Annotated in this window: 16 protein-coding genes; 9 read left to right on the plus strand and 7 right to left on the minus strand. The window is 76.2% G+C overall.

The features are described 5' to 3' along the window. Window positions 1–135: 135 nt before the first annotated feature. Genes HOP40_RS19480 through HOP40_RS19495 form a run of 4 tightly spaced genes read left to right on the plus strand, consistent with a single transcriptional unit; the run spans window position 136 to window position 5,196 of the window. Window positions 136–1,032 (plus strand): ABC transporter ATP-binding protein, encoded by an 897-nt coding sequence (locus HOP40_RS19480; protein WP_172160638.1) that lies wholly within the window; start codon window positions 136–138, stop codon window positions 1,030–1,032. After that, window positions 1,029–2,663, plus strand: a complete 1,635-nt coding sequence (locus tag HOP40_RS19485; protein WP_172160640.1) for a polyketide antibiotic transporter — start codon at window positions 1,029–1,031, stop codon at window positions 2,661–2,663. Before HOP40_RS19480 ends, HOP40_RS19485 begins: the two co-directional genes overlap by 4 nt. Next, window positions 2,660–3,892 (plus strand): glycosyltransferase, encoded by a 1,233-nt coding sequence (locus HOP40_RS19490; protein WP_172160642.1) that lies wholly within the window; start codon window positions 2,660–2,662, stop codon window positions 3,890–3,892. The genes HOP40_RS19485 and HOP40_RS19490 overlap by 4 nt, the downstream gene beginning before the upstream one ends. Continuing rightward, on the plus strand, window positions 3,889–5,196 hold the full coding sequence (locus HOP40_RS19495) for a glycosyltransferase (protein ID WP_172160644.1): 1,308 nt from the start codon (window positions 3,889–3,891) through the stop codon (window positions 5,194–5,196). The genes HOP40_RS19490 and HOP40_RS19495 overlap by 4 nt, the downstream gene beginning before the upstream one ends. On the opposite strand, the gene HOP40_RS19500 is transcribed toward HOP40_RS19495, so the two are convergent. Continuing rightward, window positions 5,150–5,581: a PPOX class F420-dependent oxidoreductase gene (locus HOP40_RS19500; RefSeq protein WP_172160646.1), complete on the minus strand. Its 432-nt coding sequence runs from the start codon at window positions 5,579–5,581 to the stop codon at window positions 5,150–5,152. The two genes, HOP40_RS19495 and HOP40_RS19500, sit on opposite strands and share 47 nt — an antisense overlap. Window positions 5,582–5,688: 107 nt before the next feature. On the opposite strand from HOP40_RS19500, the gene HOP40_RS19505 reads away from it, so the two are divergent. From HOP40_RS19505 to HOP40_RS19515, 3 genes are all read left to right on the plus strand, one after another. Beyond that, the gene (locus tag HOP40_RS19505) at window positions 5,689–6,642 is read left to right on the plus strand and encodes a cyclase family protein (protein ID WP_172160648.1); all 954 of its coding nucleotides are present in this window, start codon (window positions 5,689–5,691) and stop codon (window positions 6,640–6,642) included. Window positions 6,643–6,752: 110 nt separating this feature from the next. Beyond that, window positions 6,753–7,607 (plus strand): SGNH/GDSL hydrolase family protein, encoded by an 855-nt coding sequence (locus HOP40_RS19510; RefSeq protein ID WP_240157153.1) that lies wholly within the window; start codon window positions 6,753–6,755, stop codon window positions 7,605–7,607. Beyond that, on the plus strand, window positions 7,604–8,713 hold the full coding sequence (locus HOP40_RS19515) for a glycosyltransferase (RefSeq protein WP_172160650.1): 1,110 nt from the start codon (window positions 7,604–7,606) through the stop codon (window positions 8,711–8,713). The genes HOP40_RS19510 and HOP40_RS19515 overlap by 4 nt, the downstream gene beginning before the upstream one ends. 38 nt (window positions 8,714–8,751) lie before the next feature. Here HOP40_RS19515 and HOP40_RS19520 read toward each other — a convergent pair whose 3' ends face one another. Continuing rightward, the gene (locus HOP40_RS19520) at window positions 8,752–9,039 is read right to left on the minus strand and encodes a hypothetical protein (protein ID WP_172153786.1); all 288 of its coding nucleotides are present in this window, start codon (window positions 9,037–9,039) and stop codon (window positions 8,752–8,754) included. A 210-nt stretch (window positions 9,040–9,249) separates the two neighbouring features. Then, entirely contained in the window at window positions 9,250–9,540 is a 291-nt protein-coding gene (locus HOP40_RS19525) for a hypothetical protein (RefSeq protein WP_172160652.1), read from the minus strand. 211 nt (window positions 9,541–9,751) lie between these two features. Here HOP40_RS19525 and HOP40_RS19530 point away from each other — a divergent pair, with 211 nt between their 5' ends. Continuing rightward, window positions 9,752–10,144, plus strand: coding sequence for an ATP-binding protein (locus HOP40_RS19530; RefSeq protein ID WP_172160654.1), 393 nt, complete (start codon window positions 9,752–9,754; stop codon window positions 10,142–10,144). 18 nt (window positions 10,145–10,162) lie between these two features. Here the strand turns inward: HOP40_RS19530 and HOP40_RS19535 are convergent, their stop codons facing one another. Further along, window positions 10,163–10,654, minus strand: a complete 492-nt coding sequence (locus tag HOP40_RS19535; RefSeq protein ID WP_172160656.1) for an SRPBCC family protein — start codon at window positions 10,652–10,654, stop codon at window positions 10,163–10,165. A gap of 238 nt (window positions 10,655–10,892) precedes the next feature. Between HOP40_RS19535 and HOP40_RS19540 the strand changes: the two genes are divergently transcribed. Beyond that, window positions 10,893–12,233 (plus strand): MFS transporter, encoded by a 1,341-nt coding sequence (locus HOP40_RS19540; RefSeq protein WP_172160658.1) that lies wholly within the window; start codon window positions 10,893–10,895, stop codon window positions 12,231–12,233. Between the two features lie 213 nt (window positions 12,234–12,446). Here the strand turns inward: HOP40_RS19540 and HOP40_RS19545 are convergent, their stop codons facing one another. Genes HOP40_RS19545 through HOP40_RS19555 form a run of 3 tightly spaced genes read right to left on the minus strand, consistent with a single transcriptional unit; the run spans window position 12,447 to window position 14,868 of the window. Beyond that, window positions 12,447–13,202 (minus strand): SDR family NAD(P)-dependent oxidoreductase, encoded by a 756-nt coding sequence (locus HOP40_RS19545; RefSeq protein ID WP_172160660.1) that lies wholly within the window; start codon window positions 13,200–13,202, stop codon window positions 12,447–12,449. Next, on the minus strand, window positions 13,199–14,035 hold the full coding sequence (locus HOP40_RS19550) for a mycofactocin-coupled SDR family oxidoreductase (RefSeq protein WP_172160662.1): 837 nt from the start codon (window positions 14,033–14,035) through the stop codon (window positions 13,199–13,201). The genes HOP40_RS19545 and HOP40_RS19550 overlap by 4 nt, the downstream gene beginning before the upstream one ends. Then, entirely contained in the window at window positions 14,032–14,868 is an 837-nt protein-coding gene (locus tag HOP40_RS19555; protein ID WP_172160664.1) for an AtaL-like protein, read from the minus strand. The genes HOP40_RS19550 and HOP40_RS19555 overlap by 4 nt, the downstream gene beginning before the upstream one ends. Window positions 14,869–14,892 lie beyond the last annotated feature (24 nt).

The raw sequence follows: 14,892 nt of genomic DNA on the forward strand, positions 1-14,892 counted from the left end.
ACCGTGCCGGACGGGCGGACGCGGATCACAGCGGCCCGGGGTCTTCCCCGGCGGCGCGGGCGGGGGTACGGTCCGCCCAGGAGCGCCGGGAAGCCTGGTCGGCATGTCGATCACTGCTGACCACCGGAGGCCGTCGTGCCCGCATCCCGCTCCGTTCCCGCGATCCGCACCGAGGGCCTGGGCAAGCGCTACGGCGCCACCACCGCCGTCGAGTCCCTGGACCTGACCGTCGAGCCGGGCGAGGTCTTCGGCCTGCTCGGCCCGAACGGGGCGGGGAAGTCGACCACGATCCGGATGCTGCTGGGCCTGGCCCGGCCCACCACGGGGCGGGCGTGGATCTTCGACGCTCCCGCCTCGGACGTGGCGGCCGCGCACGCCCTGCTGGCCCACGTCCCGGCCGACGTGGCGCTGTGGCCGACGCTGACCGGGGGAGAGGTGCTGCACCTGCTGGGCGAGATCGGCCCGGGGGTCGACCGGGCCCGGCGCGACGAGCTGGTGGAGCGGTTCGCGCTGGACCCGGGGAAGCCGTCGCGGACCTACTCCAGCGGCAACCGGCAGAAGGTGGCGCTGGTGGCGGCGTTCGCCACGCGGGCGCCGCTGCTGGTGCTCGACGAGCCGACGGCGGGGCTGGATCCGTTGATGGAGCAGCAGTTCCAGCAGGTCGTGCGCGAGGCCCGCGACGAGGGGCGGACGGTGCTGCTGTGCTCGCACCAGCTCGCCGAGGTCGAGGCGGTGTGCGACCGGGTCGGGATCCTGCGCGCGGGACGCCTGGTGGACGTGGCCGGGGTGGGCGGGCTGCGCGGGCTGCACCGCAGCCGCGTCGAGGCGCTCGTGGTCGGGGCGGTGCCGGACCTGACCGGGGTCGCGGGGGTGTCGGACGTCGAGGTCGACGGGGCCCGGCTGCGGTTCGCGCTCGACGGGCCACCCGGCCCGGCGCTGCGGGCCCTGGCCGCGGCGGAGGTGGCGGCGCTGCGCGTGCACGAGCCGAGCCTGGAGGAGATCTTCCTCGGCTACTACGGGCGGACCTCGTGAGCACGACGGTGGAGCGGCCCCGGACCCCGACGCCGGTGCGTCCCGGGGGAGCCCGGCGGGCCGTCACCGGGCTCGCGCTGCGGCAGGTGCGGCGGGGCGCGCTGGTCGTGACGGCCGTGGCGGGCGGCATGTCGGCGCTGGTCGTCGCGACCTACGACGACGTCGTCGGCTCGGCCCCCGGCGGCGCGGCCGCGCTGGCGGCGCTGGCGGGCAACCCGGCCGTCCGCACCCTGTTCGGCGACCCGGTGGCGCTCGACGACCCCGGGGGCTTCGCGGTCTGGCGCACCGGGACCGTGCTCGCGGTCCTGGTGGGGGTGTGGGCCGCGCTCGCCACCACCCGCGTGCTGCGCGGCGAGGAGGACACCGGCCGGCTGGACCTGCTGCTCGGCGGGGTCCTGCCGGTCGCGGCGGTGGTCCGCCTGCACCTGGCGGTGCTGCTGGGCGCGGTGGGTGCCGCGGGTGTCGCGACCGCCGCAGGGCTCGTGCTGGCCGGGGCGGGGCCCGTCGGGGCGCTGCTGCACGGGGCCGGGACGGCCGCGGTGGGGATCGCGGCGATCGGGACGGCCGGGGTGGCGGCGCAGGCGGCGCCGGCGCGGGCGGCGGCGAGCGGCCTGGCGGTGGCGGTGCTGCTCGGCGGCCTGCTGGTGCGGATGGTCGGCGACGGGGTCGAGCCGCTGGGGTGGATCCGGTGGCTGTCGCCGTTCGGGCTGGTGGCGCTGGTCGAGCCGTTCCACACCGACCGGGTGCTGCCGCTGCTGGTGCTGGCCGCGGTGGCGCTCGCGGTGGTCGCGGTGGTGCCGTCGCTCGCCGCGCGGCGGGACGTCCGGGCGGGGCTGCTCCCCGCCCGGCCGCCGCGCCCCGCCCGCACGGCGCTGCTCGCGTCGCCCGCCCGGTTCGCCGTGCGCCTGGTGCTCGCCCCGCTGGCCGGGTGGGCGGCCGGGATCGGCGCGTTCTTCCTGCTCATCGGGGCGGTGTCGCGGTCGATGACCGACTTCCTCGACGCCAACCCGGTGTTCGCCGACCTCGCCGGGCAGGCGGGGTTCGCGGAGCTGGGTTCGGTGCAGGGCTACGCGTCGACCCTGTTCTCCCTGCTCGCCGTGCCGGCCGGGGCGTTCGCCGCGGTCCGCACCGGGGCGCTGGGCGCCGCGGAGACCGGCAGACGGCTGGACCTGCTGCTGGCCGGGCCGGTCACCCGCACCCGGCTGCTCGCCGGGCACGTCGCCGTCACGGCGGCCGCGGCGGTGGCGCTCACCGTCGTGGCCGGGACCGCGCTCTGGGCGGGAGCGGCGACGGTCGGCAGCCCGCTGGGGCTCGGCGAGTCCCTCGCCGGCGCGCTGAACAGCCTCCCGGTCACCGCGCTGGGCCTGGGCGCGGCCGTCGCGGCGCTGGGCCTCGCGCCGGGCGCGGTGGTGCCGGTCGGGCTGCTGCCCGGAGCCGGCGGGTTCCTGCTCACCGTCGTGGCCGACAGCGTCGGGGCACCGCCGTGGGTGGTCGGGGTCTCGCCGTTCGCCCACCTGGCCGCGGTGCCGGCGGTGGGGCCGGACGTCGGGGGTGCGGCCGTCATGACGGTGGTCGCGGCCGCGCTGGTCGTGGTCGGCACCGTCGGCTACGGGCGCCGGGACGTGCGGTGAGGATCCTGCTGCTGACCGCGGGCAGCCGCGGTGACGTCGACCCGTTCCTCGCGCTCGCCCACCGCGCCGCGGCGGCCGGGCACGAGGTCGTGCTGGGGGTGACCCGGGAGTTCGTCGACGGTGCCCGGCTCGCCGCGACGGAGGGGGCGGACGGGGGAGCGCCCCGGTTCGAGGTGGCCGCGCTGGACGGCGACTTCGCCGCGGTGGTCGAGGCGCAGGGGGTGTCGCCGTGGGCCGCCGCGCGGGCGTTCCGCTCGACCGTCGCGCCGATGATGGCCGGGATGCTGCGCTCGGCGGTGCGCGTCGCCATGGAGCGCCGGCCCGACGTGATCGTGCACCACCCGAAGGTGCTCAGCGCCGCGGTCGCCGCGGCGCGCCTGGACCGGCCGCGGGTCCTGGTCGAGATCGTCCCGACGCTGACGCCCACCCGGGAGTTCCCCGCCGCCGGGATCACCACGACCGGGCTGGGACCGCTCAACCCGCTCACCTACCGCCTCGCCGCGGCGGCCGGGGCGGTGTTCCGCGGGGTGCTCCGCGACCTGCGCGCCGAGGCCGGGCTGCCGACCCGCGGCGCGCTCCCGGGCCCTGCCCGGACGCTGGTGCCGGTCAGCCCGGCGCTGCTGCCCCGGCCCGCCGACTGGCCCGCCGCCACCGTGCTGACCGGGCAGTGGACGCGGCCCGAGCGGCCCGCCGCGGCCGATCCGGAGCTCGCGGACTTCCTCCGCGCGGGCCGGGTGCTCTGCGCCGGGTTCGGGTCGATGGCCGACGGCGATCCGGAACGCCGGGCCCGGGCCCTGGTCGGCGCCGCCCGCGAGCACGACCTGCGCGTCCTGCTCGTCACCGGGTGGGGAGGCCTGCGCCTGCCCGGCGACCTCGCCGGCGACGACGTGCTGGTGCGGTCCGCGGTCGCCCACGGGCACGTCCTCCCGCTCTGCGCGGCCGCGGTGCACCACGGCGGGGCCGGCACCACCCACGCCGTGGTGCGCGCCGGGATCCCCTCGGTGGTGGTCCCCTTCCTCGCCGACCAGCCGTTCTGGGCCCACCTGCTGCACCGGCGCGGGCTGGCCGCGCCACCCGTCCCGTCCCGCCGCCTCGACCGCCGCCGCGTCGCGGCGGCGCTCGGCGCCCTCCCGGGGGCGGCCGCGGTGCAGGTCGTGGCCGACCGCATGGCCCACGACGACGGCTGCGGCGCCGCGCTGGACGCCGTCGAGCACTCCGAGGCCCGGTGAAGATCCTCGTCGTCACCCTCGGCACGCGCGGTGACGTGCAGCCGTTCGTCGCACTGGCCCGCTCCGCGCGCGACCGCGGGCACGACGTGGTGCTGGCCGCGCCGGAGCGCTTCCGCCCGCTCGCGGCCGCGCACGGGCTCGACCTCGTGCGGATCGACGACGGCCCCCTGGCGCTGATGGACGGCGTCGCCGGGGCGGCGGTGTCCGGGGGTGTGCGGGCCAAGCTGGCCCTCGCCCGGGCGATGCCCGCGGCGTTCGGCCGCGTGCTGGAGGACTGCGCGACGATCGCGCGCGGCATCGGGCACGACGCCGACGTCGTCGTGCACAACGGTCAGGTCATCGGCGCCCCGCACGTGGCCGAGCTGCTCGGCGTGCCCTGCGTGCTCGCGCTGACCGTGCCCGTGTACGTGCCGACGCGGGAGTTCCCCTGGCCGGGGGCGCCCCTGCCGCCCTGGCTGCCCGGGTGGGCGAACCGGGCCGGCTACCTCGGCATGCGCGGGCCGGCGGTGGTGTTCGCCCGCGTCGTGGACGACTGGCGCAGGCGCGACCTCGGGCTGCCCCGGCGCCGCGGGCGCCACGACCCGCTGCGCCGCCCCGACGGCGTGCCCGTGCCCGTGCTCAACGCGGTGAGCCGCCACGTGGTGCCCCCGCCGGAGGACTGGCCCCCGTCGGTCACCACCACCGGCTACTGGTTCCTCCCCGCCGCCCGGCCCGGGCTGCCCGCCGGCGTCGAGGAGTTCCTCGCCGCGGGTGAGCCGCCGGTGCTCGTCGGGTTCGGCAGCATGGCCGGCGCCGACCCGGCTGCGACCACCCGGACGGTGCTCGACGCCGTCCGCGCGGCCGGCCTGCGCGCGATCGTGGCGACCGGGTGGGGCGGCCTCGTCGCAGGGGAGGTTCCTGCCTCGGTGCTGGTCGTCGACGACGTGCCGCACGACGTGCTGCTGCCCCGCGTCGCCGCCGTCGTCCACCACGGCGGGGCCGGGACGACCGCGGCGGTCGCCGCTGCCGGTCGTCCGCAGGTGGTGTGCCCCTTCGTGGCGGACCAGCCGTTCTGGGCCCGCCGGGTCCACGACCTCGGTGTCGGTCCCGCCCCCGTGCCACAGCGGCGGATGACCGCCGCCGCCCTGGCCGCCGCGCTGCGCATGGCGACGGGCGACCCGGCCGTGGCCGCGCGCGCCGCCGCGCTGGGCGCCCGGATCCGCGAGGAGGACGGCACCGCGGTGGCCGTCCGGGCCCTCGAGGCGCTCGTTACCGGCGCTACCGCAGCCGCGCCCCGTACACCTTCTCCACCGTCATGGTCATGAGCACCCGCCGGTCGGACACCATGACCGCGCGGTACTCGTCCCAGTCGGGGTGCTCGCCCGCGGCGGCGCGGTAGTACTCCACCAGGGCCTCGACCTCGGGGCCGTGCGGGTCGGTGCCCGGACCCGTGAGGACGACGGTGCCCTCGGCGGTCGCCCAGGCCCAGCCGTCGGGGCTGGTGACCTCCAGCGCCGCCCGCGGGTCGCGCCGCAGGTTCGCGGTCTTGGCGCGGCCCTCGGTCATCGACACCTGCAGCACCCCCGCCTCGCGGTGGTAGGTCGGCGTCACCGGCGAGAGCTGGGGCCGGCCGTCGGACTTGATCGTGGCGAGGACGCCCAGGCGGCTCTCGGCGAGCAGTGCGTGGGGGTCGAACGCGGGGGCGGTCATGCCCGGACGAACGCGGCGCCGGCGGCGGCTGTTCCGTGCTCGCCGCGGGGGAGCGTCCGGAGGGCCGTACTACCGTTCCGGACACCGCGTGACGGAGGAGTCGTGGGATGACAGCAGGGCGACAGGTCCCCGCGCAGGACGACGTGCTCGGCTACTTCGCGACGCTGTCGAACTGGGGGCGGTGGGGCGAGGATGACGAGCGCGGCACGCTGAACCACGTCACCGACGACGTCCGGCTGGCGGCGGCGCGGGCCGTGCGCCACGGCCGGAGCGTGTCGTGCGCGTGGGAGGTCGCGGTGCCGGGGGACATGGAGCGGTCGACGACGGCGTGCCCGTGCGCCGCCGACATGCCGGGCGCCGAGGGCATGCCGCCCGCGTTCCACGCCGACCGGCGCTGGGGCTTCTCGACCGAGCACCTGGGCATGACGTTCCACGGCAACGCGGTCACCCACCTCGACTCGCCGTGCCACCTCTTCTGGGACGGCACGATGTACAACGGGCGCCCGCACTCGCTGGTCGACCCCGCGACGGGCTCGGCGTGGGCCGCGGTCACGGCGGCGGCGGACGGGATCGTCACGCGGGGCGTCCTCCTCGACGTCGCGGCGGTCCGCGGCGTGCCGTGGCTGGAGCCGGGGGACGGGGTGTTCCCCGACGACCTCGAGGAGGCCGAGCGCCGCCAGGGCGTGCGGGTGCGCCGCGGCGACGCGGTGCTGCTGCGGACCGGCCGGGGCCGCGCCCGGCACGAGCAGGGTCCGGCGCCCGGGGTCGAGCAGGCCGGCTGGCACGCGTCCTGCCTGCCGTGGCTGCACGAGCGGGAGGTCGCGCTGATCGGCGCCGACACGCCCCAGGACGTCCAGCCGTCGGGGTACCCGGACGTGCTGATGCCGGTCCACGCCGTGGGCCTCGTGGCGATGGGGCTGTGGCTGCTCGACAACTGCGACCTGGAGGCGTGCGCGACCACGGCCGCCGAGCTCGGTCGGTGGGACTTCCAGCTGGCGGTCGCGCCGGTCCGCCTCGCGGGCACGTCCGGCAGTCCGGTCAACCCGATCGCGACGTTCTGACGGCACGGGGTCCGCCGCGCCCGGCCCGAGCAGCTCGTGTTCCCCCGGCCGTCCCGTGCCCGTCACGTCGCCCACACCGTGCTGCCGCGCTGGTCGGTGACCGTGTGCGGGTGACCGTGCACCCGGTGCTGACGTCCCCGCCCGCTCCCGCCACCGCGCCGCCGCGCCGGATCGCCGTCCTGGCGACGCTCGGCGACTCGACGGCGGTGGGGCTCGGCGACTCGCTGCCCGACCGCGGCTGGCGCGGGTTCGGGCTCCTGCTGCGCGACGCCGTCGGCGCCGCGGTCCTCGTCAACCCCGCCCGCACCGGCGCCACGGTGGCCTCCGTGCGGGCCGAGCAGCTGGCGTCCGCCGTGGCCGCCGCTCCGGACGTCGCGGTCGTGTTCGCCGGGATGAACGACACCCTGCGCGCGCACTTCGACCGCGACGAGCTGGCCGCCGATCTCGGGGCGATCGTCCGCGCGCTGGGCGCGGCGGGGGCGCACGTGGTGCTGGTCCGGCACCACGACCACTCCCGCGTGTTCCTCCTGCCCGCCCCGCTGCGCCGGGCGCTGCAGGGGCGCATCGCCGCGTTGAACGACGTGGTCGACGAGGTGCTGGTCGCCGCGACGCGGGCCGGGGTGCGCGTGAGCGTCCTGGACCTCGCGGCCCTGCCGGGGACCTACGACCGGTCGATGTGGTCGGTGGACCGGCTGCACCCCTTCGAGCGCGGGCACCGGCTGCTCGCGGCCGCGATCGGCGAGCTGCTCGGGACCGCCGGGTTCGCCGTGCCGGTCCCGGTCGGTCTCGCCTGCTCCGGGGGCCGGTGCGTCACCGATCTGGAACGGGCGGTCTGGCTGGTCGTGAAGGGCGTGCCGTGGGCGGTGCGCCGCGGGCGCGACCTCGGGCCCGTCGTCCTGCGGGCGCTGCTGGACGGCGCGGCGGTGCGGCCCGTGCCGGCGCGCGCCCGGGGCACGGCCCGGTGAGGATCGCGCAGGTCGCCAACTTCTACGGGCCGCGCTCGGGCGGGCTCCGCACGGCGCTGGCGCAGCTGGGTGCCGGGTACGTCGCGCACGGCCACGAGGTCGTCCGCGTCGTGCCCGGGGCCCGGTCCGGCACCGAGGTGTGCGCGGACGGGGTCGTGCGGATCACGGTGCCGGCGCCGCCCGTCCCGGGGACCGGGGGCTACCGGGTGATCGACCCGTACCGGGTGGAGCGGGTGCTGCAGCAGCTGCGCCCGGACGTCGTCGAGGTGTCGGACCGGCTCACGCTGCGCCGCCTGGGCCGGTGGGCGGCCCGTCGCGGGATCCGCAGCATCGCGATCTCGCACGAGCGCCTCGACCGCCTGCTCGGGCAGGCCGGCCTCCCGCCCGCGGTGGCCGCCCGGCTCGCGGACGCGGCCAACGCGCGCACCGCGGCCGCCTACGACGCCGTGGTGTGCACGACGCGGTTCGCCGAAGAGGAGTTCGCCCGGATCGGGTGCGGCACCGTCGTCCGGGTGCCGCTCGGGGTCGACCTCGACACGTTCGCGCCCGACCGCTCCGACGCCGGCCTGCGGTCGCGGCTCGTCGACGACGACGCCTTCCTGGTCGTGCACTGCGGCCGGCTGTCCCCCGAGAAGCACGCCGAGCGCAGCATCGCCGCGGTCGCGGGACTCCGCCGGGCCGGGGTGGCGGTCCGCCTCGTCCTGGCCGGCGACGGGCCGAGCCGGCCCGCCCTGCAGCGACGGGCGGCCGGCCTGCCCGTGGACTTCCTCGGCTTCGTGCCCGACCGCGGCGGCGTCGCCCGCCTGCTGGCCACCGCCGACGCGACCATCGCCCCCGGCCCGCACGAGACGTTCGGCCTGGCCGCGCTGGAGTCCCTGGCCTGCGGCACGCCCGTGGTGGCGTCGGCCGGTTCCGCGCTCGCCGAGATCGTGCGGCCCGCGTGCGGTGCGCTGGCCCACGACACCGGTGCCGGGTTCGCCGACGCGCTCGGCGGCGTCCTCGCGGGGGAGCGGGTCCGGCAGCGGCGCGCAGCGCGCAGGCGCGCCGAGCAGTACCCCTGGTCGACCTCGGTGAGCGGGATGCTCACCGTCCTGCGCGCCTCGTGACCCGCGGCCCGTCCGGGGGCCGTCGTGAGCCGGTGACGTCACGCCCGCCGGCGCCGCCGGCGACGTCGCGCGACCTCCGGATCGTCCTCGGTGGAGGCCAGGGCGTGGCGAAAGCGCTGCTGGCCGCCCTGCTTGCTGGTGTCGTACACGGCGCCGATCTCGGTCCACGTACCGCCCTCGCGCCGGACCTCCGCGGCCGCGGCGATCTCGAGCGCCTCCGCCGCCTCACGGACCCGACGCGCCGCGGCCAGTGCGTCGAGGGGGTCGCCGGCGGCGGCCAGGGCGTCGAGCGCCTGCCTGACCTCCTCGGACCGACCCGCCGTCATGATCGGATGCTATCCCGGCACCGGGGTCAATGCTATGTTGACCGAGGTCAACGTTGAGTTGACGACGGCGCGGAGGGAGGTCCGGTCATGGCGAAGAAGAAGAAGAGCAAGAAGGACAAGAAGAAGAAGTAGTCCCCCGCCCCCGGCAGGGGGACGTCGGAGCCGGGCGGCGCGGTGGGTGCACCGTGCCGCCCGCTGACGTGCACGAGATCAGGGGCGGGCGTCCCGGTCCGCGCCCCGGTCGGCGAGCAGGTCGTCGACGAGCCGGGGGATGAGCCCGCTCCCGTCGAAGAGGTGCGCGAGGTCCTCGTAGGCCAGGATCTCGCGGCGGACGAGCTCGCCGACCCGGCCCGGGTACCGGGCCCGCGCGTACTCGGCGGCCGCGCCGAAGCGGCCGGTGGATCCCTCCGCCGGGCCCGTCGTCCGGTACCCCGGCCGCGCCGGACCGCCGAACCCCTCGGTGAACCAGCGGACCACGGTGGGCGTCGGGTCCTCGGCCACGGTGCACCTCCGGTGGATGCCCGGTCCCCTCGTGGGCCCGGTCCGCACCACGGTCCACCGACGGCGTTGCGCGGCCCTTGCAGCCGGCTTGCGCGGGATGCGCCGGTGTTTCGGGCGGATGACGGCGGGCACCCGCACCCACGAGACGACGTGTGATGCATGGGCGGGGCGGTGCTGCTCCCTCGTCGTGACGACGAGGGAGGCACGGTCGGTGCTCGATCATCCTGGTGCGGTCAGAGCCGCGTTCGACGCGTCCGTCGACGCTGCCCGGCGGGCCCGGGCCACGGCATCACGTGCGGCGCGTGCGTGGGGGATCGACGAGGACAGCACCGCCGACCTCCTCGTGGTGGTCAACGAGCTGGTGTCGAACGCCGCCGAGCACGCCCGCACGCCGTCGGTGCTGACCCTCGACCTGCACGCGTCCCTGGTCCTCGTCGCGGTGTCCGACGAGTCGGCCGTCCCGCCGGTGGTCCGACCCCACGACGTCCGGGCCATCCGCGGGCGGGGGATGCAGATGATCCGTGCGGTGAGCGCGCGCTGGGGTCACCGGACGACGGCCCGGGGGAAGACGGTGTGGGCCGAGGTGCCCGTGGTCCTCCTCTGACCCGCTGCTCGCCGGGCCTCAGCCCTCCGCAGCGCGGACGTCCGTCCCCTGCTCGGCGAACGCCGCGAAGTCCTGCATGTGCCGGCGCGACTGCGTGCGGAACGTACGGCGCAGGAAGGGCGCCACCAGTCGCATCGGCACGCCGCTGAACCGGTACTCGCTCTCCTGGGCCCACAGCGTCGTCTCCGGACCGGCCTCGGTCAGCCGGTCCCGCACGGCGCTCCACATGCCCTCGCCGACGATCTCGCGCTCGAAGTGGACGACGCCGTCCCGCGGGAGGCCGTGCAGGTCCGCCGGTTCCCGGCGGGTGACGGTCTCGGTCAGCTCCATCTCCTGCTGTCCCGTGCGCAGCACGACCCGCGACACGGTGCCGACCTGCCCGTGCACCCCGCTCCGCGGCTCGTGCAGCACCAGGCCCCGCAGCCACTTCGGCAGGTGTGCGGGGTCGGCGAGCAGCCGGACCACCCTCTCCCGCGGCTGGGCGACCTCGATGGTGACGGTGTACCTCATGGCGGCCCACAGTAACAAGGCGCGATTATATTAGTCCAGTCTTATCGAACCCGAGGCCTGTTATGTGTCGACAGTGAGGTGGTCGGCCGCCCGGCGAAGTGAGGACTTATCGCCAGTTCTACGACCAGGATGCCCCATTGACAGCGCACACAAGTGTCGACACTCTGAGGCGCGCCCGCACCCCTGCACGTCGCGCCCTGTCCGCATCGTCGCGGGCCGATCGAGGAGGAAGACGCCCATGGAACCGCTGCCGTCGTCGTCGAAGGGCCGGATGACCTCTGCCGGCTTCGCCGTACTGATCATCTGCTGGGCGACGATCGTGGCCGATGGCTACGACGTCGTGGTCTACGGGGCGGTCCTGCCGTCGCTGCTGCAGGAACCGGGATGGGGGCTCACGCCCGCCACCGCGGGCCTCCTCGGCTCCGTGCCCCTGGTGGGCATGTTCGTCGGCTCGCTGCTGGCCGGCACGCTGGCCGACGTCGTCGGCAGGCGGCGGATGCTGATCGGCTGCCTGACCTGGTTCTCCGTCCTGACGGCGTGCTGCGCGTTCGCCCCGTCGCCGGAGGTCTTCGCCCTGCTGCGGTTCGTCGCCGGTCTCGGGCTGGGCGGTGTCCTGCCGATCGCCAGCGCGATCACCGCGGAGTTCACGCCGCGCCGGTTCCGCAACATGGTCTACGCCGTGATGTTCAGCGGCTTCCCGATCGGGGGCATCACCGCGGCGCTGCTCGGACTGGTGATCATCCCCACCGCGGGGTGGCGGTGGATGTTCGCGGTCGGCCTGGTCCCGCTGCTGCTGATCCTCCCGTTCGCGCTGCGGGGGCTGCCCGAGTCCGTGACGGTGCTGCGCCGTCGGGGACGGCACGACGAGGCCGACGCGCTGGTCGCGCGGTTCGCGCTCGACGAGGCCCCGGCACCCACCGCCGCCGAGGTGGCCGCCGCGCCGGCGGTCGGCCGCACCGGCGGGCTGTTCGCCCGGCGGTACCTGTTCGCCACCCTGTGCTTCCTCGGGGCCAGCTTCCTGTGCCTGTTCATGATCTACGGCGTGAACACCTGGCTTCCGCAGATCATGCGCCAGGCCGGCTACTCCCTGGGCGGCGCGCTGACGTTCCTGCTCGTCTTCAACGTCGGGGCGTGCGTCGGCACCGTGCTGGTCGCCCTGGTCGCCGACCGGGTCGGGTCCAAGCCGGTGCTCATCGCCACCTTCGTCCTCGGCGCGGCCAGCGTGGCCCTGCTGAGCGCCCGCCCGGCCGAGGTCGTCATGTACGTCGCGATCGGGCTCGCGGGCATCGGCACGATCGGCACGCAGTCGTTCCTCATGGCGCTCGTGACCCAGCACTACCCGCAGGGCCTGGCGCCGCTCGGGCTGGGCTGGACGCTGGGGGTCGGGCGACTCGGCTCGGTGGCGGCCCCGGTGGTCCTCGGGCTGATCCTCGGATCCGGTCTCGGGCTCCGGGCGAGCTTCCTGGCGCTCACCGCGGCGGGCGTGCTCGGTGCCGTGTTCGTCGTGCTGGTGCCCGCGGGGGGTGCCCGTCGGGTGGTCGCCCCCGCCGACCGGGAGCAGACCGCCGTCACCGGGTGACCGAGCCGGACACTGCTGCGGGCCGCTCCCCGGTGCGGGAGCGGCCCGCAGTGGCGTGCGCGGGAGGGGGGCGTGCGCGGGTGGGGGGCGTGCGCGGGTGGGGGGCGTGCGCGGGTGGGGGGCGTGCGCGGGTGGGGCGAACTGCCCCCGGACAGAGGTCTGCCCCGCCGGCGCACCGGCGGGGCAGACCCCGGTCACCTCTGCGGCCGACCCCTAGGTGACCAGCCACCCGCCGTCGACCGGGAGGACGGCCCCGTTGACGTAGGACGCCGCGTCGGAGCAGAGCCAGGCGACGGCCTCGCCGATCTCCGGAGGCTGGCCGTAGCGGCCCTGGACGGTGCGGCCGATCACCGCGTCCATGGCCTCCTTCGGCACGGCGGCGGTCATGGCCGTCTCGATCGGTCCGGGCGAGACCGCGTTGACCCGGATGCCCGAGCCGCCGTGGTCGATGGCCGCGGTGCGGGTCAGGCCGATCACGCCGTGCTTGCTGGCGGTGTAGGCGGCCTGCATCCCGGCGCCGCGGTCGCCCCAGATCGAGGCGGTGTTGACGATCGCGCCCCCGCCGGACGCCAGCATGTGCCGGATCTCGTGCTTGAGGCACAGGAACACGCCGGTCAGGTTGACGGCGAGGACCGTCGTCCAGTCGTCGTCGGCGAGGTCCGCCAACGGGGCGGGCACGAAGGTGCCCGCGTTGTTGTGGGCGAGGTGCAGGCCTCCGAACTGCCCGACGGTCTCCTGGACGGCCGCCTCCACCTGGTGGGGGTCGGACACGTCGACGCGCAGGAACCGGGCCTTCCCACCCGACTCCTCGATCTGGCGCACGGTCTGCTCGGCGTCGTCGAGGACGTCGCACACCGCCACCGACGCGCCGCGCGCGGCGAAGGCGAGGGCGCTCGCCCGGCCGATGCCGCGCGCGGCGCCGGTCACCAGGGCGACCCGGCCGGTGAAGTCCTCCCGGGGCGCGCTCACTTGACCGACATCCCGGCGTCGACGGGCATCGCGACCCCGGTGACGTAGCGGGCCTCGTCGGAGGCGAGGAACAGCAGAGCGTGGGCGATGTCCTCCACCTCCACCCACGGCACCGGCAGCAGGTTGAGGCCCTGGTAGAGATGGATGACGTCGTCGAGCGTCGGCGCGTCGAGGTCGGGCCGGAAGATCCGCCAGTTGTTCTCGTTGAGCAGCAGCGGCGTGGGCACCGTGGTGGGGTGCAGCGAGTTGACCCGGATCGAGTGCGGCGCCAGCTCCACGGCGAGGCTGCGCATCAGCCCGACGACGCCGTGCTTGGCCGAGGTGTAGGCGGAGAAGTTCGGCGCGGCCTTGAGGGCGAGCGAGGAGCTGGTCAGGACGATGGCGCCGCCCCGGCCGCGCTCGACGAGGTGCGGGATGGCCGCCCGGGCCGTGTTCCAGACGCCGGTGAGGTTGGTGTCGAGGACCGCGCGCCAGTCCTCCTCCCGGGTGTGGGCGGAGTCCGCGGCGATGCCCTGGATCCCGGCGTTCGCCGACACGATGTCGACGTGGCCGAGCTGCTCGACCCCGTCGTCGACGAGGCGCTCGACGGCGGCGAAGTCGCGGGCGTCGGCCTTCGCCCAGACGATCCGCCGGTCCAGCTTCTCCACCAGCGCCACGGTCTCGGCGAGGTCCTCCTCGCTGGCCGCGGGGGCGCCCTGGGCGTCGACCGGGCCGCAGATGTCGAACGCGATGATGTCGGCGCCCTCCTGGGCCAGGCGGACCGCGTGCGCCCGGCCCTGCCCGCGGGCGGCCCCGGAGATGAGGGCGACCTTGCCCTCCACCCGGCCCGTCACGCGAAGACCGGGGCGATGTCGAAGTAGACGCGGTAGTCCGCGACGAGCCCGTCGTCGCGGCGCCGGATGATCGACACGACCGGGACGGTGACCTGCTTGCCGTCCTTGCGGTCGTAGGTCGTCTCCAGCTGGGCCACGCTGGCGTCGCCCTCGTGCCACTCGTGCAGGATCCGGTGGCTCAGCCCGTCGATGGTGGAGAAGAAGCCGCCGACGCCGGCCACGATCGCGTCCGGCCCGACCATCGGGTCGCCGTTGGCGAAGACCATGGTGCCGTCGGGGGCGAAGATCTCGGCGAACCGGGGAGGGTCGAAGGCGTCGACGCGGGCGAAGACGTCCCGGATGAACTCCGGACCCGCGACGGGTGCGTCGCCGCCGAGCGGGGTCCCGGTCGCGACGCTCTCCCGCACGGCGTCGAGGGTCGTGCGGACGGCGTCGAGGTAGTCCTCCTCCATGTGGCGCGCGAACTCGTCCTCCCGGGCGCTGCCCGCCTCGACCCCGTCGACGGCGATCCGGAAGGTGAAGGTGAGCGTGAGCTCCCCGTCCTGCTCGCGGAGCTCGTTGTCGATCGTGCCGCGCGCCTCGCCGTGGGTGCGCTGGAAGTGGACGAGCTGCTTCGGGTGGAAGGTGATGACCTCGCGCACGGGCCGGCCGGCGTGGACGATGTCGCGCACCAGCCCGCCCTCGAACCGGTCGACGATGCGGCACGAGGTGATGCTGCGGACGTACTTCGTCGGGTTGCCGGCCTTGTCCAGCAGACCGGCCCACACGTCGTCGACGCTGAGTGCGGGCTCGGTGCCGTCGTTCACGACGAGCGTCCTGCTGATCTCGATCATGGCTGATCTCCGTTTCCGGGTCGG

The sequence above is a fragment of the Pseudonocardia broussonetiae genome (assembly GCF_013155125.1).
Classification (GTDB): Bacteria; Actinomycetota; Actinomycetes; order Mycobacteriales; family Pseudonocardiaceae; genus Pseudonocardia; species Pseudonocardia broussonetiae.